The organism is Maribacter sp. Asnod2-G09 (genome assembly GCF_045063795.1).
GTDB lineage: Bacteria > Bacteroidota > Bacteroidia > Flavobacteriales > Flavobacteriaceae > Maribacter.
Map to the genome: position 1 here is coordinate 813,008 of NZ_JBEFOA010000002.1, position 21,193 is coordinate 834,200.

At 36.0% G+C, this 21,193-nt stretch carries 18 protein-coding genes; 6 read left to right on the forward strand and 12 right to left on the reverse strand.

The window, feature by feature from the left end; translation table 11 throughout:
• The first annotated feature begins 15 nt into the window (after nt 1-15).
• Nucleotides 16-780 (forward strand): LytTR family DNA-binding domain-containing protein, encoded by a 765-nt coding sequence (locus tag ACJJVT_RS03695; protein WP_303599811.1) that lies wholly within the window; start codon nt 16-18, stop codon nt 778-780.
• Nucleotides 781-804: 24 nt separating this feature from the next.
• Here the strand turns inward: ACJJVT_RS03695 and ACJJVT_RS03700 are convergent, their stop codons facing one another.
• A complete protein-coding gene (locus ACJJVT_RS03700) occupies nt 805-2,010 on the reverse strand; it encodes an LETM1-related biofilm-associated protein (RefSeq protein WP_405396598.1) in 1,206 nt (401 codons plus the stop codon).
• 203 nt (nt 2,011-2,213) lie between these two features.
• On the opposite strand from ACJJVT_RS03700, the gene ACJJVT_RS03705 reads away from it, so the two are divergent.
• The 3 genes from ACJJVT_RS03705 to ACJJVT_RS03715 all read left to right on the forward strand — a co-directional run bounded on the left by ACJJVT_RS03705 (nt 2,214) and on the right by ACJJVT_RS03715 (nt 5,119).
• Nucleotides 2,214-2,924: a DUF4331 family protein gene (locus ACJJVT_RS03705; protein ID WP_405396599.1), complete on the forward strand. Its 711-nt coding sequence runs from the start codon at nt 2,214-2,216 to the stop codon at nt 2,922-2,924.
• Nucleotides 2,925-2,948: 24 nt separating this feature from the next.
• Nucleotides 2,949-3,710 carry a DUF4331 family protein gene (locus tag ACJJVT_RS03710; protein ID WP_299800077.1) on the forward strand — a complete coding sequence of 254 codons (762 nt, stop codon included), beginning with the start codon at nt 2,949-2,951 and terminating at the stop codon, nt 3,708-3,710.
• A gap of 131 nt (nt 3,711-3,841) precedes the next feature.
• Nucleotides 3,842-5,119: a tetratricopeptide repeat protein gene (locus ACJJVT_RS03715; RefSeq protein ID WP_405396602.1), complete on the forward strand. Its 1,278-nt coding sequence runs from the start codon at nt 3,842-3,844 to the stop codon at nt 5,117-5,119.
• Nucleotides 5,120-5,464: 345 nt separating this feature from the next.
• Here the strand turns inward: ACJJVT_RS03715 and ACJJVT_RS03720 are convergent, their stop codons facing one another.
• Together ACJJVT_RS03720 and ACJJVT_RS03725 are read right to left on the reverse strand one after the other, a co-directional pair.
• A complete protein-coding gene (locus ACJJVT_RS03720; protein ID WP_405396604.1) occupies nt 5,465-7,708 on the reverse strand; it encodes an RND family transporter in 2,244 nt (747 codons plus the stop codon).
• Nucleotides 7,709-7,836: 128 nt separating this feature from the next.
• A complete protein-coding gene (locus ACJJVT_RS03725) occupies nt 7,837-8,625 on the reverse strand; it encodes a DUF547 domain-containing protein (protein ID WP_405396606.1) in 789 nt (262 codons plus the stop codon).
• A 213-nt stretch (nt 8,626-8,838) separates the two neighbouring features.
• On the opposite strand from ACJJVT_RS03725, the gene ACJJVT_RS03730 reads away from it, so the two are divergent.
• Together ACJJVT_RS03730 and ACJJVT_RS03735 are read left to right on the forward strand one after the other, a co-directional pair.
• A complete protein-coding gene (locus tag ACJJVT_RS03730; protein ID WP_405396607.1) occupies nt 8,839-9,543 on the forward strand; it encodes a glycosyltransferase in 705 nt (234 codons plus the stop codon).
• Nucleotides 9,536-10,582: a VOC family protein gene (locus ACJJVT_RS03735; protein ID WP_405396609.1), complete on the forward strand. Its 1,047-nt coding sequence runs from the start codon at nt 9,536-9,538 to the stop codon at nt 10,580-10,582. The genes ACJJVT_RS03730 and ACJJVT_RS03735 overlap by 8 nt, the downstream gene beginning before the upstream one ends.
• 18 nt (nt 10,583-10,600) lie before the next feature.
• Here the strand turns inward: ACJJVT_RS03735 and ACJJVT_RS03740 are convergent, their stop codons facing one another.
• The 9 genes from ACJJVT_RS03740 to ACJJVT_RS03780 all read right to left on the reverse strand — a co-directional run bounded on the left by ACJJVT_RS03740 (nt 10,601) and on the right by ACJJVT_RS03780 (nt 21,119).
• Nucleotides 10,601-10,783: a hypothetical protein gene (locus ACJJVT_RS03740; RefSeq protein ID WP_299317897.1), complete on the reverse strand. Its 183-nt coding sequence runs from the start codon at nt 10,781-10,783 to the stop codon at nt 10,601-10,603.
• A 68-nt stretch (nt 10,784-10,851) separates the two neighbouring features.
• Nucleotides 10,852-11,646 carry an anti-sigma factor domain-containing protein gene (locus ACJJVT_RS03745; RefSeq protein WP_405396611.1) on the reverse strand — a complete coding sequence of 265 codons (795 nt, stop codon included), beginning with the start codon at nt 11,644-11,646 and terminating at the stop codon, nt 10,852-10,854.
• A 1-nt stretch (nt 11,647) separates the two neighbouring features.
• Nucleotides 11,648-12,184: an RNA polymerase sigma factor gene (locus ACJJVT_RS03750; protein ID WP_299800069.1), complete on the reverse strand. Its 537-nt coding sequence runs from the start codon at nt 12,182-12,184 to the stop codon at nt 11,648-11,650.
• Nucleotides 12,185-12,258: 74 nt separating this feature from the next.
• Nucleotides 12,259-12,852: a superoxide dismutase family protein gene (locus tag ACJJVT_RS03755; RefSeq protein ID WP_405396613.1), complete on the reverse strand. Its 594-nt coding sequence runs from the start codon at nt 12,850-12,852 to the stop codon at nt 12,259-12,261.
• Nucleotides 12,853-13,002: 150 nt separating this feature from the next.
• On the reverse strand, nt 13,003-13,638 hold the full coding sequence (locus ACJJVT_RS03760) for a hypothetical protein (RefSeq protein WP_405396616.1): 636 nt from the start codon (nt 13,636-13,638) through the stop codon (nt 13,003-13,005).
• Nucleotides 13,639-13,666: 28 nt separating this feature from the next.
• Nucleotides 13,667-14,392: a DUF2490 domain-containing protein gene (locus ACJJVT_RS03765; RefSeq protein ID WP_303599823.1), complete on the reverse strand. Its 726-nt coding sequence runs from the start codon at nt 14,390-14,392 to the stop codon at nt 13,667-13,669.
• 33 nt (nt 14,393-14,425) lie between these two features.
• Nucleotides 14,426-16,366, reverse strand: a complete 1,941-nt coding sequence (locus tag ACJJVT_RS03770) for a S9 family peptidase (RefSeq protein ID WP_405396618.1) — start codon at nt 16,364-16,366, stop codon at nt 14,426-14,428.
• Nucleotides 16,367-16,406: 40 nt separating this feature from the next.
• On the reverse strand, nt 16,407-19,643 hold the full coding sequence (locus ACJJVT_RS03775; RefSeq protein ID WP_405396620.1) for a hypothetical protein: 3,237 nt from the start codon (nt 19,641-19,643) through the stop codon (nt 16,407-16,409).
• Between the two features lie 807 nt (nt 19,644-20,450).
• Nucleotides 20,451-21,119, reverse strand: coding sequence for a methyltransferase domain-containing protein (locus ACJJVT_RS03780; RefSeq protein ID WP_405396622.1), 669 nt, complete (start codon nt 21,117-21,119; stop codon nt 20,451-20,453).
• Between the last annotated feature and the right edge of the window lie 74 nt (nt 21,120-21,193).

Sequence of the window (21,193 nt, forward strand, 5' to 3'; positions counted from 1 at the left end):
CCATAAAACCAGACCATGAAGACCATTATAATAGAAGATGAAAAACCGGCAGCACGCAGGTTGGGTAGAATGTTAGATAGTTTAGATTTGACCGTTTCTACAATGTTACATTCTGTAGAAGAGGCTATAGATTGGTTTCAGACCAATGAACACCCAGATTTAATCTTCTTGGATATTCAATTATCGGACGGACTCTCATTCGAGATTTTTGATGTTATAGAGGTTCACAGTGCTATCATCTTCACTACCGCTTTTGATGAGTATGCCCTTAAGGCATTTAAGCTGAATAGTATAGACTATTTATTGAAACCTATTGATGATGAAGATCTAGAGCAGGCGGTCAATAAATATAGAAAGCTGTTTAAATCTGCCAATGAGCCTAGTAAAATCGCTTTAGATTTTGAAGATATCAAAAAATTATTGGTAAATCCGCTCGAGCGCGAGTATAAAAAGCGATTTACAGCGAAGGTAGGTCAGCATTTAAAAATTATAAATGCAGAAGATGTTGAGTCTTTTTATAGTGAAAACAAAGGTACATACGCGGCTACTAAAGATGGTCGCAATTATTTATTGGATACTACATTAGAACAGTTAGAAGAGGAATTAAAACCACAGATGTTCTTTAGGGTCAGTAGAAAGTTCTTTGTGAATATAGATCACATTAAGGACATTGTTTCATACACCAATTCTAGATTACAGATCAAGCTAAAGAACAATCCTGATCATGAAATTATAGTGAGTAGAGAAAAGGTGAAAGACTTTAAGCTTTGGTTAGAGTAGAATAATTAATATTTTGATATTAAGTTATTTACGATACAAATCTTCTTCCTCGTCAATTCTATTTTCATCAAATGCCGATGGTAATAGTTTGGGAATCAGTTTAATGAATATCGGAAGTAAAATAGCTCCGCCAGGTAGTATGAATATAGCCAAAGAAGGAATACTTTTAAAAATATCTAAAAGTTGATTCTGTACTTTTTTCTTTTCTTCATTACTTAAATCCCTAACTGTAGATTTTGATAACAGGGCAACTAACTCTGCACTTTGCGAAAGCTCTTTAAGCAGGCGTTTACTATTGCGTAGAATCAACTTCTTTACAATTTTACCCATACTGTCGTAAAACTGTTGTGCTAGGTTCTTCTCCTTTAAATAGGGTATAACATCGACATTCATTTTAAAGAAGTCGGTAACATCGGTAATAGATGATGAAATTATAGATTTTTCAAAACCGAGATCTTTTCCTATTCCGAAAATAAAATCAGATTCGGTATAATCCAAAGAGTGATCTTCCCAAACCGTAAGGCAAGCCATATCTAACAGATAGCGATTCTCCCAATTCTCTTTATTTAATAAAAGTCGTTCTCGATAAGAACCATCAAAACTGCTCTCGGCACAATTAATATAGGTTAACGAAGAAGCCAATAACTGAGAAAGTTTATTGTCGTTTCTATCAATTTCTTTTGAGCTAAGAGCGTCATAGGTAATATTGATAGCTAAATATTCTATTTCTGCTGCTTTTTCTATTAAAGCAGAATGTTTATTTAAATAATGCTTAAAAAGCAAAACATCTATAAATAGGAGGGAGTTGGTAATAAGGCTATTAAAAGTTTTACTGATAATATTGTCTTCAATATAAATTCTTGAAGTCATTAGTTTTTCAAGCTTGGCAGATGTTTTACTTCCAGTAAACCATTTATCAAAAAAACCTGCACGGCTAATATTCAGTATTTCATAAAACTTAAATACCTCTTCTATAAAAGTGCTATAGTCATTACCACCCTTAATTCTATAGGTAAAGAACAGTGCGTGTAGTAAATTTATTTTCGCCTTTTCATCTTCAGATAAGGTATGCTCCAATTCAATGAACTCTGGTATACTAGAATTTAGCCCATATACGAACCCGCTTTTTTTAAGCGTATCATACAAAGCTTCAAAGGTGGGGAAAGCGTCTTGGTGTTTTTGAACAACCGAACCATATTTCTCGATCCAACCAGAGGAAGACGGGTTCATATCTTAATTATTTAAGACTGCAAAGTTAGCTAATTATTACTTCATACTAATTTATAAATAGTTGCTTCTGGTCTGTAATACTGTTTTTATTGATAGTTCTCATTTTATCCTTAAAAATAAAATTTAATTTTTTTTAAGAAAAAATGAACCTTCTCTTTTTTGCTGCGTAAGTAGGGGTGATTCTAATCTAAAAAAAAGAGATAATGAAAAAATCAAAATTATTTATGGGACTTGGGGCATTAGCCTTAGTAGGAGTTCTTTTAGTGGCAGCAGATCATATTGATGCGCCAGGTGCTATGGGAACCTCGGCAGACATTGCCGATTTTTATGCTTTTGAACCTACAGAAGGTTCAGACAATACTGTATTCGCAGTAGACCTTCAATCTAATGTATTACCAGATTTGGCTTATGGTACATTTGATGAAAATGTATTATTAGAAATCAATATTGATACCAATAATGATTTGGTAGAAGATTTAGTAATACAGGCAATACCTAGAGATGGTAAAATGTATTTCTTTGGTCCAGTTGCACCAAGCGAAACAGGATTAAATGGTGCTATAATGGTAGACGCTCCATTAGGATCGGTAGACATTTCTGCTGAAACTGCTATTGTAGAAACTACGGCAAACGGAGTTTCTTTATTCGCAGGTCCAAGACAAGATGCTTTTTTCTTTGATTTCTTTCAATTCAATGAAGTTATTGGCGGTACGGCCCCTTTAGGTTTTAAACCAGCTGGTGATCTAAATTCTACGGACGACGATGATGAAACAGCAGTTGATACTTTTGACGGTTCAAATACGATGTCTATAGTTGTAGAGCTTCCAAATAGTCTTTTAGGTAGTACAACAGGTCAGAATGCACTTGGTTTAGAAGTATACAAAACTTGGGTAACAACAAACGTTAAACAATAATTATAACCTTATAAAAATATAACGATGAAATATAAAAATATAAAATATACGTTTTTGTCTCTTTTAGCAGTGGTAGCCTTGGTTTCCTGTAGTGATGATGATGACAATACACCAATAGTTGTTACAGAAACATGTGACGATGGTATTATGAACGGAGATGAAACCGGAGTAGATTGTGGTGGCTCTTGTACACCATGTGAAGAGGCAATGGCGCCAGATTTCACAGGAACATATGCACAAGTTGATTTTATGGGTAGACCGGGTATCAACACCGTATTAAGTGCAGATGGTACTATTAAAGATGCTCATAACGTGTCTATTCCTTCAGAAATGGCAGCTACTTTTCAAGCAGATTTTGAAGCAAGGTTAGAAGCATATCATGATGTATATGCAAATATATTAGGAGCTGATCCAGCTGCCGTAAATTATGAGAACAACATTTTAGGTTTAGATGCACCAACATTAACAGGTTATTTAGCTGCCGATGTTTTAGAAGTAGCTCCAAACTTACCGACTACATATTTTAACCCAGGTACAGATGCAGATGATGATGGTAGAATTTTGGTTCCAGATGGTGATGAAGTTGCATTAACAGGTAGAACTCCACAAGATGATGTTATTGATGTGTCATTGATATTACTGTTCGGTGGTATGGAAGGTGATCGTTTTAGCGGTCAAGATACCGATGGTGATGGTGTTGCAGATTTACCAAGATTAACCTCAGATGGCGTTGGGCTAACCGCTACTGTAGGTACAACGTTCCCATACTTGGGAGCACCAGAATAAGAAGTTGCTTTCACCTTATCTATTGATAGGTTAGATAAGACAGGCACATCCCTAAATTGTTTATGAAAAAGAAGGGGAAGGGGAGTTGAAAAACTCCCCTTATTTTAAACGATCCACAAAAAAACAACCTTATGAAATTATTGAAGCTTGTAATAGTAGTGATACTGGTATCATCCTGTGGTACCAAAAATCAGGACGCAATTGCACATAAAAAAGATTACAACAAATTTTTAGTTTCCAACGAGATTAAAACAACATCAAAATATTTTGACCTTTGGAATTCTAAAATAAGACCAGACAGCATGCAACTTACCAGTTTCGGTGTGGTAGGTGGGGAGTACAACAGATACTTTCAGCAAACTGGCGATATTGAATTTTTAAAGAAAGCAGAAAAGAGTTTAAAAAAAGCCGTTGATATTGCAAATATTGGGAAGCCTGGTTTTTATAGGTCTCTGGCTAGAAATTATATATCACAACACCGTTTTAAAGAAGCATTGCAATTGGCAGATTCTGCAGCGGCAATTGGTGGAGATAAAAGTGAGACCCAAAGCTTGTACTTCGATGTTCATATGGAGCTAGGTAATTACCCATTGGCAGAAAGCTATTTGGACAGTTTAAAGAATATGTCAGATTTCGGTTATATGATTCGTTTGGCAAAATGGAACGATTATAAAGGCGATTTAGATACGACCATAAGTTTTATGGAAAAGGCTAGAACCAAAGCCGAATTGTCAAAGAATAAAGACTTAATGCTGTGGAGTTATACCAATTTAGGTGATTATTATGGTCACGCAGGTAGAATTGAAGAGTCGTACCAGCAATATTTGAAAGCATTAGAAATTGATAACAATAACGCATATGCTAAAAAGGGAATCGCATGGATTGTATTTTCAAACGATAAAAATTCTGAAGAGGCAATTCGCATTCTAGACTCCGTGACGAAGACTTACAATGCTCCAGATTATTTCTTGTTGAAGGCAGAAATTGCCGATTATGCAGGTGACGACTTAGTGCGTACCAAGAATTTAGACGAGTACTTCACCAGAGTAAAGAATACAGCCTATGGCGATATGTATAATGCATACAACCTAGGTTTATATATAGGCGAGACCAAGCAATATGATAGCGCACTACTGTTGGCTCAACGAGAAGTGGATAATAGACCAACGCCAGAATCTTACAGCTGGTTGGGGTATAGTCTTCTAAAGAACGGAGACAAAGTGAAAGCAATGGAAATTATGAACACCTACGTATATGGTAAAACATTTGAACCTGCATTGTTATACCAAGCTGCTGAAGTATATAAAGCGAATGGAAAAGAAGAAAGAGTTAAAGAATTAAAAGGAGAATTAATAGGGGCTATTTATGAATTAGGTCCCGGTATGGAAAAGCAAGTCCATGATTTGTAATTGATTGCCCAATTATATTCATTTCATGTTTGTTTTAGGTTGGATTGTTTTATTTCAACGTCACGATATAAAGTCGTGGCGTTGTTATTATTACGCATTTCATCGAAAATTTGGTTTTTTTTAACAGGCGCATAGATGAAATGCATATATTTATCGACCAAATACATTTAAAATGCCCCAGCATCTTAAATAAGTGAACTAAAAATAGTAACCAAGTAAACCAATTAGTGTTATGGAATACCTACTCTTTACATTATGGATTAGCTTAATGATTTTAATGGTTGGCAAAACAATATTTGCCTACAGGTCTTTACAAAAAACATTGGACCGTACCAATAAGGCTAACTAAATCAGTTTTCTTAGTAATACCGGTAGTAATAGCAGATCTAGTATCAATGCTGTTACCAAGGTTACACTTATAATCAACCCTATAGTTACACTAGGTTGATGTATAGAAAATAACATTACCATAAATCCGAAGAAGAGGATAATGGTTGTAATAACCAATGCTCTACCGGTTTGTGCAAATGTTTTTTCAAGTGCAGCCTCTTTATCCAATCCTTGGCTAATACCTAGCTTATATTTTCCTAAAAAGTGAATGGTATCATCAACGGCAATACCAAAGACGATAGCAAAAACTACAGATAGTGAGGCTTCTAATGGTATACCTAAGAAACCTAACATACCACCGGCAAATAATATAGGTAGTACATTTGGTACTAGTGATATTAGAAAGATTTTAATGTCTCTAAAGACAAAAGCCATAATTACTCCAATCAATAATAATCCGTAAAGGAGTCCTTCTAACAAACTACTTCTAATATATTCAGAGTTTTTATCGAGCAAAATACTTTTACCTGTCACCTTTATGGCAACAAGAGAAGTGTCTAATTGCGTTTTAGCAAAGTCATCTATATCGCTGTAAACCACTTTAAGCTTATCAGTACCAATATCTTGCAGTCTACCATTGATACGGGCAATGCTTTCATCTGCATTTATAAACTTAGCAAGTTGTTTACGTCCTAATTTACGGGCATCTTTCTGATACTTTAAAAATGTTTTCTCATCACTAGGTAGGGTAAAATATGCAGCGCTATTTAAGTTGTTCGCTTTATTAAATATTTTATATGGTAGATTGGCAGACTGCACGTTGCCAATACTTTTAAATGTTTTTAAATAAACTAGAAGTTTTTCTATTTCCTGAGCTACTTTAAAATCCGTCACCTTATTACCATTAGTACTCATAACGGCAATTTCTAAAGGTCTGAATCCTGAAAAGTTGTTTTGAAAGTAATCAAAGTCTTTGGCTATATTACTTTCTGCAGGCAGCGTATTTTTTAATTCTTGATTGGTTTGTACCATGTAAATACCTAACACACAAAGGGCAGTGAAAACAACTGTACCTACTATAATGGATTTGGGATAGTTCTTTGTAAACGTGTTCACTTTCAAAAGATAGTTCACCCAATTCTCAGAGATACTTTTACGGCCGATCAAAGATTTTTCGGGTAAAAAGATCAATAAAGAACCCGTTAAGAAAATAACCGTTATATAAGCGACAAGTACACCGATAGCAGCGTTTATTCCAAATTCTTGAATACTTACCAATCTAGAGGAAAGCAAGGTGACAAAACCTACGGCTGTGGTTATAGAAGTTAGTAGGGTGGTCATACCTACTTCTTTAAGAGAAGAGGTAATTGCTTTATATCTTGGTATACCAGTTTGTAATTTTCTAATGTAACTATCCGTAAGGTGTATAACGTCAGAAGTACCCACAATAAGCATAAGTACAGGGTAGAATGCAGCCATGGCATTGAGTTCTTTACCTAGCCAACCCAATAGCCCCATAAATAACAAGAGCGACATTGCTATAGAAAAAACAGATATTAAAACCACGGGCATACTTCTGTATACCAGTAAAAGAATTATGAAAACTAAAATAGATGCTACTATAGTGGTTGTAAGTACCTCGCTCTTCTGCATTTCAACAATAGCTTCATAAAAGAAGGCTCTGCCTAAAATATGGTAATCGGGTAAATTGTGTTCTTTTAGAGAGGTTCTTATGCTATTTAAAAGAAGTTCGGACTGCTTGTAATCTAAGTTATCTTCGGTCTGTAGAGCCAACACCAAAGAGGTTCTTTTTTCATCAACAAGTACATTTATAAAAAGGGAATCCTCTTCAATTTTTTTCCAATCTTTTTGGTATTGGGAGGGGTCGTCAATATGAATGATGGGTAAAGTGGTATAACCAAAAGAAGTTTTAAGCGGGTAAGAGAGTGAGGTTAATGAACTACTTTCTAAAACATATTCGAAAGTTTTACTCTCTTCAGAAAATGCTTGAAAACTTTTTAGAAAATCTTGTTGTAATACATCTGGCTTGTTCTTAACGGCAATTAGTAGAAAATTGTCATCAGTACCAAACTCTTCTACATATTTGTCATAAAAGGCTAGATCAGGATCTTCTTCTGGGAAAAACTGACTAAAATCGAAAGAAAACTGTAGCTCATCCAACTTAGAAGCAGCTAATACGCCTAACAGGACAAACAGAACAATGAAAAGCTTTTTGAGAAAGCCAAAGTTAACCTTCATAGAATGTATAAAATCTATTTCGGTTGCAAATTTACCACTCTACATTGTAATCGTGGTAAAAAGAAACAATTAAGAGCGAAGTAAATTTAATTAAAACATATCTTTCGCTCTTAAGTGTCTAGTTCAAATTATAGATCTATGAAATTATCAAGATATAATGTCCAGTCATAATTGGTATATTCAATATCCACACCTTTAGTAGAAGGTATAATTTCGTTTTCTTTTAGAATTTTCTTGATACCGCCTTTTCCGCCAAAATCGCCTCTAAACCAACTGAAAAGCGAAGTAACTTTAACCACATTTGTTTCGCTATTGTATTCACTGGTTTTCTCTAAAAGTCTTTTGGTACCTTTTTGTAATTGTTCTTGTAAACGTTCCCATTCGTAAATAGCCACTGGCGGACAATCTTTAGCGCCACAATTAAGGGCAAAATGTACATTAAAAACAGGCTTGTTTACTCTCAATTTACGTTCAAATTTACCTGGAAACCACTTGCGTATATAGCCTAAGCCGTATTCCCATTGCGATTTTCTAATAATACCATGTTCTATTTTAGCAAATGAGACCATTTCACCAGCAATTTTTATTTGCTCTAATTTGAAGAAACTACCACGATCATCATACAATTCCGGATTTTTCTGTAAGATAACCTGAATGTAGCCATTATAAATGTTCAGCCAAAAAGCCAATCGCTTATCATTGGTATCTAAAGCGTTGTCTAATTCTTCAATAGATGTGTTGGCAAGAATATCTTGTATTTCTTGCGTATCTTTTTCATCTATTATTCGTTGTAAAAATGATTCGGATAATTCGTTAAAATCTGTTTTGGTTTCGGCTTCTGCTTGTGCCTGAAGATTGGTTTTTGCTGTGCAGGATAAAGCAAATAACGTAAGAAGAAAATAAAATTTAAGTTTCATAGTACTATTTTAGGTTACCTATAACTACGTAATTATAGTCTAAAGGTTCGTGCAAGCTTGGTCGAATATTTATTTAATAGATTACAGTAATTTATTTTAAAAGTTTTAAGGTGGTTTTAAAACTATTTTTCTCAATTTGCGTAAGTAAGGCGTAAAACTAGATACTATTCAGGTATTGTTTTACTTTTTAATATATATGCCTTAGCTATTGCCATGATAAGTATTATAATCCCAGCCCATAATGAATATGATAACTTGCAACGACTTTTTAAAGTTGCTTGTTTTATTGAGCATGAAAAGCTCTTGGAAATTATAGTTGCCGTTTCCCCAGGTAATTCTGATACCATTGAAAAGCTAGACTGTAGTCAGAAAGTTAAAATATTACATTGTAAGAATAAGGGTAGAGCAGCTCAAATGAACGAAGCTTCTCAAATTGCTTTAGGCAATACCTTTGTTTTTTTACATGCTGATGTAGTACCACCAGCGGGATTTGTTGATGATATTCTCATTAGTTTAAAGAATGGATATGATGCAGGTTTTTTTTCATATAAATTTGATAAAGACGCATGGTACTTACGGGTAAATGCTTCGTTTACGGCTAAAGACGGTTTATTTACCGGTGGCGGAGATCAATGCCTTTTCATTAAAAAAGATGCTTTTAATCAGCTGGGTAGATTTGATGAGGAGCAAGTATTGATGGAAGATTTTGAATTTTTCCGTCGGATGAAAAAAGAGAACGTACCGTATACAATCGTTAAAAATGACTTGATTGTTTCTGCTCGTAAGTATGAGTCTAATTCGTATCTCAGGGTAAACCTTTCTAACTTTCTTTTAGTGGTACTTTTTAAATTTGGGTATCCAGGTAATAAACTCAAAACACTTCATAATAAATTGATACGCACCCCATACAATGGTTGAGATTATAAACGGAATTCAGCAAATTGGGATAGGCGTTCTCGATGTAAAGAAAGTATTTAATTGGTATAGAAAGCATTTGGGTTTTGATATTTTGTTGTTTGAAGATGAGGCAGTTGCTTCGTTGATGACGAGGTATACCAATGGTAAGGCTGAAAAACGAGAAGCCTACTTATCGTTAAATATGACGGGTGGCGGCGGATTAGAAATTTGGCAGTTTAAAGATCGGACTCCTACTGCTGCTATTAATCCAATTCAATTTGGGGATTTAGGTATTTATGCAATGAAAATTAGATGTGAAAACCTGATTGAAATGCATTCGTATTTGAGGGATTTAAAAGTGTCTAGTCTCTCAGAAATCAGTCAGTCTTATCGTTCTAGTTTCTATTTTACCGATCCTTTTGGTAACCGGGTTCAAATGGTTGAAGATCATTATGTTTTTTGTGAGCAATCATCTAAAAATGGGGGAGTGCTAGGCGCTGTAATTGGCGTTAGTAATATGGAAAATTCAATTGAATTTTATAGTTCAATGTTAGGGTATTCATTAAAAACATACGATACTATTGAAACACTTGAAAACGATAGTACCACAGGAAAATATAGAAGAGTAATTATTTCTCAAGAACGAAAGTCCGTTGGCGGATTCGGAGACCTTCTAGGTCCCACACAACTAGAACTTATTCAGGTTTTAGATAGAACACCTATTAAGATATTTGAAAATAGATTGTGGGGAGACTTGGGGTATATACACTTGTGTTTTGATGTATCAGGTATGAGTTTGATTAGGGAAAAAGCTAAAACCAATGGTTATCCTTTTACCGTAGACAGTGCCAATAGTTTTGATATGGGCGATGCAGCGGGTCATTTTAGTTATATGGAAGATCCTGATGGTACGTTGATAGAATTGGTAGAAACGCATAAAGTCCCTATTCTAAAATCATTAGGATTGTTCCTGAATCTTAAAAAGAGGAATCCGCATAAAACCTTACCGAAATGGTTGGTAAAAAGTTTAAGTTTTAGTCGGGTAAAAAAAGATAAGTAATCTAAAACATTTGCCGTTTTAGTTCTTACTGGTATTCCTGATCAATCCTATTCCTGAGAAGAAAAATATAGCGCCTAATACGCCAAAAACGATTAATTGTTTAGTGGTACCAGTGCTATTACCAAATAAAATTGCAGTATAAACAAGTCCGCCAATACCTAATAGGGTTAAAACGGTTCCGAAAAGTTTCTTTAAATCCATGGTGGCAAAATAGTAAAAAAAATGGGCAGTTTTTAAAAACTGCCCATTATACTTTAAATTTTAATGTATTATGAACTAGCTACAACACCTAGTGTATATAATTGCTCTAGGTTTGGCGATTCACTTCCACCTGCCGGCTCTAATGTAATACCAAATGCTTCAGAATCGTTCGGATTATTCAGCGCAAAGACTTTGTTCTCATCGGTAGCAAAATCTTCTAGCAGCCCCATACTAGTAGGGGTAAGCGGAGAAAGTTTAAGAGACCAAACTTGGTATACAAAACCATCTGGTGGTTCAGGTAAACCTTTGGCATCTATGAAAACTTTTTGGTCTTCCTTGTTCCAATATGCTTTGGCGTAAGAAGTAGGTGATACTGCTTGACCACCTAATGCAATTACACTAATGTTTTGGTCACGCAGTGTATTCAAAAGTTCTTGAGTTTGTTCTAAAGAAGAATCGGTATCTGCAATTTGCTGTTCCAAATCTACATTTTGTTTTTCAACAACCTCTATATTAGATTTTAAATCTTGGTTCTGCTGATACATCCAAAATAGACCAACGGCCAATAGAACAGATGCTGCCCAACCAATATATGATAAGAACGGTGAACTACGCTTCTCATTAATATCAACTACCTTAACTTCACCGTTAATTCTATTCATTAATGCTGCAAATGAATAGTTATAACCAGGTGATGCCTTTCTTGACAACTCTAATATTGAAGCTTCAATAGCTTCAATTTCTTTCTGAATTTGAGGATACTCTTTAGCGTAGTTGGCAATTTCCAGATTTTCCTTCTCTGAAAGCGTACCGGCTACGTAAAGCTCCAAAATTCCCGATGCTATGTATTTTTCTACATCCATACTATCTTACGGCCATATTTTCCCTTAGTTGGGAAATGCAACTTCTATTTCTTGTTTTTACAGTACCGATCGGAATTTCCAATTCTTCGGCAGCATCTTTTTGAGTGTATCCTCTAAAGTATAACAGTTCAATGATCTGTACACATTTTTCCTTTAAATTTTTAACGAGGTTTCTTACTCCCTTGGTGTCCACATTAGAAGTTTCTTCTTCTTCCTTGTGCTGTAAAATATTTACGAAGTAATCTGCACTAAGGTTCTTTTTTTCATTTTTATACGACCTACTGCGTATTTCATCGATAGCAGCATTTCTTGCAATGTTCAATACCCAGGTAAAGAATCTTCCTTTAGATGAGTTGTAACTTTCACAGTTGTTCCATATTTTAATGAATACATCTTGACAAATTTCTTGGGAACGTGCATCGTTCTTAACGATGGTGTTTATTACACCACAAATATTTTCGCTATACATGCCATATAGCTTTTCGAAAGCCGATTGGTCTTTCTTTTTAAACTGATCAACCAAAAGGTCTAGTTGCATACGTAATTTTTTAAAACGGTTAAAAATAGAAAAAGCTGTTCCAAGAACAGCTTTTATTAAAAAAATTATTAACCCTATTCAATTATACCGGCACAACTTACACGTGCACCAGCAGCACCGCTGGGCTGTGAAGTATAGTCGTCCACCCCTTGGTGTACAATAACACCTTTGCCCAAAATATTTTTGTTTTCATCATCACAGCCAATACACCATTCTTCTGTTTCAAATTCAACTTTTGCATTACCATCGGCATCTGCGGTAAAGTTACCAATATCACCTTTGTGATATCCTTCAGAAGCTCCCCATTTACCATGTGGTTCATTTGTTGGGTTCCAGTGTCCGCCAGTAGAAGATCCATCTGCAGCAGTGCAATCTGCCGTTTGGTGAATATGAATGGCATGCTCGCCTTCAGATAAGCCAGATAGCATGGCTACCATTTCTACTTCGTCATCATCTTGGGTAAAGGTTACTTCACCTTTTACATTACTATCGCTTTTTGGTTCCAGCATAAATTTCACGACAGTTTCCTCATCGTTCATTTCTGCTTTAGCCTCATCCATTAGTTCTTCAACTTCTTCTTTAGCTTCAGACGCCTCTTTTTTTACCTCTTTGCAACTAAAGACAGCTAATAGTGCCAATAGTGCTAATTCAATTTTAAATATTTTCATTTTGATAGTTTTTATTGTGAATAGGAAAATTATAATTTAAAACAATCAATATCAAATATTTACATGATATGAGCAATCCTTTTAATCTTTAGGGCAAAAAAAAGAGGTACTGAAAAGCACCTCTTTTTTAAATATGATAAAATTGAATTTTTATTTTGTCAATAGCACTTCTGCTTTAACGGCAACCTCGCTCCATGTTTTACTGACACCATCTTTACCTGTATGCAAAATTTCACACGCTTTGTTTATAGATGCAACGGCATCCATAGCATTCCAATTTGCCAAATCCATAGTACCTGTGAAGGTGATTTTATCATCACCGTTCATTTCATATGCAAGCGGAATGTTTTGTGTTTCTCCGTTCAAGGTAACATCAATAGAACCTTGGTCTCCATCAACTTTAAAAATACCAGAGATTAATTCTGTATCCTTTAATACGCCAAAGAAAAACTCTAATAGTTTAGGGTCTCTTGTTCCCGTTGGGTCGTTAGTGAATAAGCTACTAACTGGAATGCTAAACTCGGTTCCATTTAAGGCTTCCATAGCAGTTGCACCGCTATTTGTTTTTGTGAAGTTTATCTTTTTAAACATGCCACCAACAGGTACTTTATCTGTTGTCTTGTAAGCGGTAAAACTTACTTTTGTTGAATCTTGTACTAAGCTGAACATTTCAGTTGCTTCGCTTGTTGCTTCAACGCTTTTAGACTCTTCACTTTTTTTAGCGTCTTTACAACTTGCAAAAACGATTAAAAGTGCACTAGCGAATGTAAGTGCTATTTTTTTCATGATAATGTGTTTTAATTATAGTATAAATTTACTTCTTCTTTTTAAAAATGCCACGTAAATCTGTGTTATAAAATAAGCCTACTTGAAAACGGTCAAAATTAGTCTCGCTAAAGTGATTTTTTAAATACCCAAATTGCATACTTAAATCTTCGGTTACATTAACTCCCAAGGCAGCATACGCACGATTTTGACCAAAGGCATCGTCTTGTAGGTTGATAAAGATCTCATCATAGAAATTCAGGAAAAAAATATCGGTTAGGGGTAGGGTCATTTGAATTCTGTAGCGAGCTCTGTGTAATGTATTACTGATGCCGGTGGCGTTGTTTTGAACAAAGCGTTGCTCTAAACGGTAGCGATGCTCAAATTTAAATTCCCATACTTTGTTTTTTAGAATAAACTGCTCAAAAATGCGATGCTCTGAAATAGCATTATTTTCAAAAATGGCATCATCACCAAGAACATCAAATTCCCTAAAGGTAGGGTCGGTATCAATAAAACCGTACCCCAAAGTGGCAATAGCATTAGGATTAATATGATAATTTACTCCCGTACGCAGCAACAACTGATTAAAGTTAGATGCCATCTCATAATATCTAAACTGCGCTTCGGTATGTATACTCCATTTTTCGGCAATTTTATTGGTTCCAAAATACATGAACCAACTACCAAAATCATCTTCACCGGTTATTTCACTTTGCGCGTTTGTATAAGTAATGGTTGCTAATAGTACCAGTGCGGTAATAACTTTCTTCATTCTTTAATTTAAGGTGTAACTCTATTTTTAGATTTATTCTTCACCCGCCTCAATTGGGGTGTCTTTATCTTTCTTTAAATACAAATCTAAAAAATCTAAAACCCTACTGTAGGCTTCAATCTGATTTTCTTTTTTGACAAAACCATGTCCTTCATCTTCAAAAAGAACATATTCTACAGGAACTCCGTTCTTTTTTACCCCTGCAACAATCTCATCAGATTCAACTTGTAACACACGTGGATCTTGCGAACCTTGCAGTACAATTAAAGGTTTGGTTACCTTATCGGTATGGAAAAGAGGTGAGATTTCTTTTAAACGAACAGAATCTGCACTGTAGGGGTCTCCCAATTCTAAATAAAGAGCATCTTTAAAAGATTCCCACCATGGTGGTATACTTTTTAGTGTTCTTATCCAATTGGTTACTCCGAACAAATTAACACCAACTGCAAATTCTTCAGGAGTGTATGTCAATGCTGCCATGGTCATATAACCACCATAAGAACCACCTATGATTCCTATTTTATCGGCATCGATTTCTGGTTGAGCCGAAAGCCAGTTTTTACCTTCAACACAATCTTTTAAATCTTTATCGCCATGGTTTAAATCATCCATTTGGTAAAACGTTTTTCCATAGCCGCTACTACCACGGTTGTTTACAGCAAGTACGGCATAACCATGATTGGTAAGGTATTGAATGAAAGAACTAAAATTTTGTCGACTTTGTCCGCCCGGTCCTCCATGAACCCAAACCAAAGCTGGTACTTTTGCATCGGCATTTGCTTGGTGAGGCTTATAGTAAATGGCAGGTATTTCTACTCCGTCAAAAGACTTATAACGCACTACTTCAGCAGAAACAAGATCATCTATCTTAATTTCAGGATTTAGAACATCTGTTAATTGCTTTTGTTCTTCCGTTTCTAGGTTATAGACATATAAATTGCTTGGAGTATGCGAGCCACCTGCATAAAAACGCATCCATTTTTCGTCTTTTGAGAAATCTACATTGGTTATTGCCATGGCATCAAACTCAGGTAAATCTATATTCTCCATAGTGGCTACATCCATCACTTCAATAGTGTTCTTTGCATCTTCATTGATATAGGTGACCAAATAACTGCCGTTATCTGTAAAGTAACTACCTAAAATATCCCAATCACGGGTAATCACTTTTTCGGTCGCGCCAGATGCAATATTATACTTCATTAAGTATGAAAACTCACTGCCTTCATCTGTGGTATAATAAAGTTCATCGCCAGAGGGAGAAAAATCTTGACTACTATTTGCACTTTGCGTTTTATTGATCTTAATTTTCTTCTTTGTGGATAGGTCATATAGGTATAAGTCTGAATCGTTGGTATTTAAAGATTTACCCAACGTCAAATATTTTTCATCCTTACTAAGGTTTCCAATTTCATATCCTTCTTCATTCTTAAAAATTAATTTAGGCGAATAATTAAGAAAATCCATTTGATACAGATCCATGTATTTAGCATCTCGCTTGTTCGATGTAAAAAAGAAACTTTGGTCATCTTCTGCCCATCCTTGAAAACTAGCCCTAGCACCTTTGGCAGGCGTAAGATCTGTAAGACTACCATTTAGATTGCGGATGTAGATATGGTATATTTCATCACCATTACCATCCATACTAAAAAGCATTCGCTCATCTCTAGGGAAATAGGAAATCGCAAAAATAGAAGCACTGTCAGATTGTGTTATGGGCGTTAACTCACCACCTGTGGTAGGCACGGTATACATATTATAAATACCAGACCTATTACTTGAAACCAATAATTTAGAATTATCACGATAAAAACTACCACCAGAAATAGCTTCATTATCCATCATTTGTTTAATGGAATATTGATCAGGTATTTTGGTGATTTCTACCTCTTTTTGCTCTTCCTTTTGAACTTCTTTTTTTTCTGTACAACTCCAAATAAGAGCTATGGCAAAACAAGCGAATAATTTTTTCATAATTGATGGTTTTAAGTGAGTATGCCTAATATTATGAGAATTATTTTAAACTAAAAGTATCTACTTCCTTGAACGGAGAAAGCTCTAAGCTTTCCATAGCTGATCTGTAAGCTTTCCATTTAGTAGAGAAAAATGAATTCGTTTTCTCTAGAGCTCCTTCTAGTTCCTCTTTTGCAAATTGCATAAGCTGCTTTTCTGTAGCTGTCATACCTGCTTGTCTAGAACCAACATAACGTCTTGCAATTTGTAAACGCTGCATTACCGTCATCTCTTTGCTACGGGTAATACCTTGTCGCTTATCAACTTTGCCTAAATAGATTGCAGTTACAGAATCTATTTGTTTGATGATATCTTTAGAAGCATCTATCTGCTCTTTGTATTTTTTATCATCTTCCTTCTTTAGTTCTTTTTGAAACTTTTCTGCTGTTTCTTTACTTTTTGCTAATTGCTGTACGGCATCCGCAGCTTTTTGCATGTATGATTCTAGAACTTTTCCGTTGTCATACGCTTCGTTGATAGCTACGGTAGAAACGTTTAAACGAGGGTCAGAAGCTATTGTGATTTTAGTTTCTTCTACCATGTCACCATAAAGCATTTTGATAGTGTAAGTTCCTGGTTTTACATCTAAACCGCCAGATTCTTTCTTTTTGGTAATTACTTTTCTTGAAGGTCTGTCCGCACCTTTTTCATCCATTCTCCAGTAAATTCTATGGAAACCTGCTTTTTCTGGAGTCTTGTATTTTAAGGTGCGAATTAATCTATCGCCATCGTAAAAATCGAACTGTACGGAATCTTTCTTTTGAACTCCTGTTAATTCTACCTTCTCTGTTTTTTCTTCGGATGTCTTTTCGGCATTTTTCTCTTTCTTATCTCCCTTTGGATTTCCTTTTTTAGCAGCTTTCTTACCTTCTTTTAGATAATATGTAATCATAGCGCCAGACTTTTTGTTTTCACCTTGATACAGTCCGTCGCCACCGAAACGACTTCCTGTTGGTTGTTGATAAGCTGCTTGATATGCCGTTGGAGGCGTAAATAATTCAAGGTCTTTATTTAGAATGGTTGCATCAGCAGCCAAAGCGCGTAAGGGACGAATATCGTCTAATACCCATGCAGCTCTACCAAACGTACCTATCACCAAATCATGCTCTCTTGGGTGAATAGCTAAATCTTTTGTAGAAACCGTTGGGAAGCCTTCGGTCCATTTTTGCCATTTTTCACCTGCATTGAAAGAAACATATAAGCCATCATCGGTACCTAAAAATACCAAATTCGGATTCTTAGGATCTTCTATGATTGATAACGTATAGCTTTCTACATCAGAAGCATCAACAATTCTTGTCCAGCTTTTACCATAATCTTTAGTGCGGTATGCATACGGAGTGTAATTGAATCTTCTATAATCATTAGCGATTAAAAGTGCTTCCCCTTTATTACGGGTAGATGCTTTTATCTGAGGAATCCAGCTTCCTTTTGGTAAGCCTTTAATATTTGCGGTTACCTCTGTCCAAGTTTCTCCACCATTTTGAGTGTAATGTACACGACCATCATCAGAACCTGTCCATAACATATCTTTTTCAATAGGTGATGGCTCAATTACCAAAATAGTGGTGTGGTTTTCTGCTCCCGTTGCATCCATGGACAATCCGCCACTTTCGCTTTGCTTTTGCTTTTCAGGATCGTTGGTAGTTAAATCTGGAGAAATAAGCTTCCACGTTAATGCCTTATCTGTACTCTTGTGTACAAACTGACTACCAAAATAAAGGGTGCTATTATCAAAAGGGTCTTGACTAATAGCCGAATTCCAGTTAAAACGAAGTTCAGTTTCAGCATCTGGTGGAGTAGGGCGTACGATGTAATTATTACCCGTAACATGATCAAAACGTTGTACGTTACCTTGCTGACTCATTGTATAACCATATCTAGAATCTACAGGATCAGGTACCACATCAAATCCATCACCGAAACTTATTTCTTGCCAGTAGCTATTACGAATTCCTTGAGCTTTCCAAACATAAGCAGGTCCTCTCCAACTACCATTATCTTGCATACCACCGTATACATTATAAGGATATTCATTATCAGTTGCTATATGGTAAAATTGCGCAACCGGTAGGTTACCAACAAAACGCCATGTTTTCCCACCATCTTTTGAAATGTTTAATCCGCCATCATTACCGTCCATCATAAACTGTCCGTTTTCTGGGTGAATCCAGAATGCATGGTGATCAGGGTGAACACCGTTATCTGCACGGTAAGCAGGCATCAATTGTGTAAAGTTCTTACCACCATCTTGCGAAACGTTGACGTATGTAAATACCGAGAAAACTCTATTTTCATTTTCAGGATCTACATATATTTCGGAATAGTAGAAAGGTCTATTACCGATATCATTCTTATCATTGATTTTCTTCCATTTAAATCCGCCATCTTCAGATTTGTACAGCGCATTCTTTTTGGCTTCCACTAAAGCGTAAATAACATCTGGCTTTCCAGGAGCAATGGCAACACCAATTCTACCCAAATCGCCAGCAGGCAGACCATCTTCTTCACTAAGTTTTTTCCAATTCTTACCACCATCATGGGTAATGTATAGACCACTACCAGAACCACCAGAATTAAAGAACCAAGGCTCACGCTTATGTTCCCACATGGCAGCGATAAGTTTATTTGGGTTGGTTGGGTCCATAATAAGATCAGCAACCCCCGTTTTGTTATTTACGAAAAGCACTTTCTCCCAAGTTTCGCCACCATCAGTAGTTTTAAAGACTCCGCGTTCAGGGTGCTCGCCCCAAGGAGAACCGATTGCACCGACATACACGGTATTCGGGTTCATTGGGTCAATTTTAATTCTATGAATATGTCTCGTTTTTTCAAGACCCATAGATTTCCAGGTTTTACCGCCATCCAGAGATTTATATACTCCGTAGCCACCATTCAAACTATTTCTAGGATTACCTTCTCCGGTACCTGCCCAAATTACAGACGGGTTACTTTGCTGAATGGCAACGGCACCAATAGAAGCAGTTACTTCTTTATCAAAAATAGGATCCCATTTTATACCACCAGAAGTAGATTTCCACAATCCGCCAGAAGCGGTACCTACATACATAATATCAGGATTGGAATTCACGACATCAATACTGGTAACACGACCGCTCATACCACCGGGACCGATGTTACGGGGTTTCATGTCTTGTACCATGTCCATTTTAAATTCTTGTGCAGAAACGAAAAAAGATGCAAAAAGCACCAGCAAGGAGAGTAATCTTGAAGTCATTTGAGTGGTTTGTTAGTTATGTGCTTAAAAATAGCGGAAAAGAAAGGGAAGTATTCTTAAAAGGATGTTAACAGTATGCGGTTTTGAATTATCCGTAATTCTTTAACACTTTTGCGGTTCAGTGTTCAGTTGGCAGTTTTCAGTAACAGTTGGCAGTGTTCAGTAGGCAGTATCAGTTGGCAGTACCAGTTCTCAGTGTTCAGTTTTCAGTAGGCAGTACCAGTTTTCAGTTGCAGTTATACTATGTGATTATCGTAAACGTCTTTGCGAGGAGCTTTTTTCGACGTTGCAATCTGTTTAATTAATGATTATTGGTTACAACATTGTCTAGTTCACTGAGCGTAGCCGAAGTGAGAGTCCTCCAGTCCCTTCGACTGCGCTCAGGATGACAATTCGCTTACAAGAATGTCAGTTCGAGTGGCTTTTTAGTTGTAGCATAGCGGAAACTACAAAGTTGCCTGCCTGCCGGCGGGCAGGTATCGAGAACCATTGGAACACATAAAGGTTCTCGATACTAATTTCTCGTTCCTCGAAATTCACTCGAACTGACAACACGTATTTAGGTCACTGAGCGAATTTCATTAGGCAGCATCAGTTCTCAGTGTTCAGTTTTTTTTATTCGTCTTTGCGAGGTACGAAGCAATCTGTTTAAGTGGAACACTGATAGTTCTCGACTGCGCTCGAACGGACACGATTTTAGTCAGGTCACTGAGCGAAAGCGAAGTGACAACCAACAACCAACAACCAACAACCAACAACCAACAACCAACAACCAACAACCAACAACCAACAACCAACAACCAACAACTAAATTTTTACAAAAATCCCAAACAACTCATTGCATTGCCTAGGCTTTATAGAGTTATAACAGGGATCGAAAGTGATCGTTTTAAAATAGGGTGATAAATAATTGGTATAGAGATCTTTGTTTCCACCAAATGGGCGTTTTTCCATGTTGTCGGTTAATGGAATATTAAACCAGAGTCCCACTAACTTACCAGTTGGTTTTAGTAGTTCAGCAATGTGTTTGGCATAGGTATTTCTATTGGTGTCAGTGGGCACAAAAGAGCAGAAAAAAGTCTGTTCTAGTATAAGGTCGTACTGTCCTTTGAACTCGAAAAAATCTGCTTGATGCATATTCTCGTCCGGGAAATCGGGATTCCTTTTTTTGAATTCCTGTAACGGAATTTTAGAGATATCTAGAATATGAACATTTTTAAATCCTGCTTTCCACAGGTATTCCGCTTCATACGCATTTCCGGCTCCCGGTATTAAAATCTGAATGGTCTTGTCTGTTAACTGATCAATGTATTCTTTAATAGGGGTAGAAGGGTAGCCAATATCCCAACCTGTTTGTTTTTCGGTATAACGCTGTGTCCAATAATTTTCTTCTTCTTTCACTGTGGTATCATGATTATCTGCGATAGTAAATTTATACAGATTTGTTGGGTTTTGGCAAAGTATGTACAAAAGCATACCAACGACCATACATAGATTGTAGCAAACAATTGTAATCCTTATCTTTCGAAACTACTATAGACCAACTAACT

Coding starts and splice junctions, on each gene's coding strand:
- ACJJVT_RS03715 (WP_405396602.1), top strand. CDS start 3,842: ATGAAATTATTGAAGCTTGTAATAGTAGTGATACTGGTATCATCCTGT.
- ACJJVT_RS03735 (WP_405396609.1), top strand. CDS start 9,536: ATGGTTGAGATTATAAACGGAATTCAGCAAATTGGGATAGGCGTTCTC.
- ACJJVT_RS03710 (WP_299800077.1), top strand. CDS start 2,949: ATGAAATATAAAAATATAAAATATACGTTTTTGTCTCTTTTAGCAGTG.
- ACJJVT_RS03765 (WP_303599823.1), bottom strand. CDS start 14,392: ATGAAGAAAGTTATTACCGCACTGGTACTATTAGCAACCATTACTTAT.
- ACJJVT_RS03720 (WP_405396604.1), bottom strand. CDS start 7,708: ATGAAGGTTAACTTTGGCTTTCTCAAAAAGCTTTTCATTGTTCTGTTT.
- ACJJVT_RS03705 (WP_405396599.1), top strand. CDS start 2,214: ATGAAAAAATCAAAATTATTTATGGGACTTGGGGCATTAGCCTTAGTA.
- ACJJVT_RS03740 (WP_299317897.1), bottom strand. CDS start 10,783: ATGGATTTAAAGAAACTTTTCGGAACCGTTTTAACCCTATTAGGTATT.
- ACJJVT_RS03750 (WP_299800069.1), bottom strand. CDS start 12,184: ATGCAACTAGACCTTTTGGTTGATCAGTTTAAAAAGAAAGACCAATCG.
- ACJJVT_RS03755 (WP_405396613.1), bottom strand. CDS start 12,852: ATGAAAATATTTAAAATTGAATTAGCACTATTGGCACTATTAGCTGTC.
- ACJJVT_RS03730 (WP_405396607.1), top strand. CDS start 8,839: ATGATAAGTATTATAATCCCAGCCCATAATGAATATGATAACTTGCAA.
- ACJJVT_RS03700 (WP_405396598.1), bottom strand. CDS start 2,010: ATGAACCCGTCTTCCTCTGGTTGGATCGAGAAATATGGTTCGGTTGTT.
- ACJJVT_RS03760 (WP_405396616.1), bottom strand. CDS start 13,638: ATGAAAAAAATAGCACTTACATTCGCTAGTGCACTTTTAATCGTTTTT.
- ACJJVT_RS03725 (WP_405396606.1), bottom strand. CDS start 8,625: ATGAAACTTAAATTTTATTTTCTTCTTACGTTATTTGCTTTATCCTGC.
- ACJJVT_RS03695 (WP_303599811.1), top strand. CDS start 16: ATGAAGACCATTATAATAGAAGATGAAAAACCGGCAGCACGCAGGTTG.
- ACJJVT_RS03770 (WP_405396618.1), bottom strand. CDS start 16,366: ATGAAAAAATTATTCGCTTGTTTTGCCATAGCTCTTATTTGGAGTTGT.
- ACJJVT_RS03780 (WP_405396622.1), bottom strand. CDS start 21,119: ATGCTTTTGTACATACTTTGCCAAAACCCAACAAATCTGTATAAATTT.
- ACJJVT_RS03745 (WP_405396611.1), bottom strand. CDS start 11,646: ATGGATGTAGAAAAATACATAGCATCGGGAATTTTGGAGCTTTACGTA.
- ACJJVT_RS03775 (WP_405396620.1), bottom strand. CDS start 19,643: ATGACTTCAAGATTACTCTCCTTGCTGGTGCTTTTTGCATCTTTTTTC.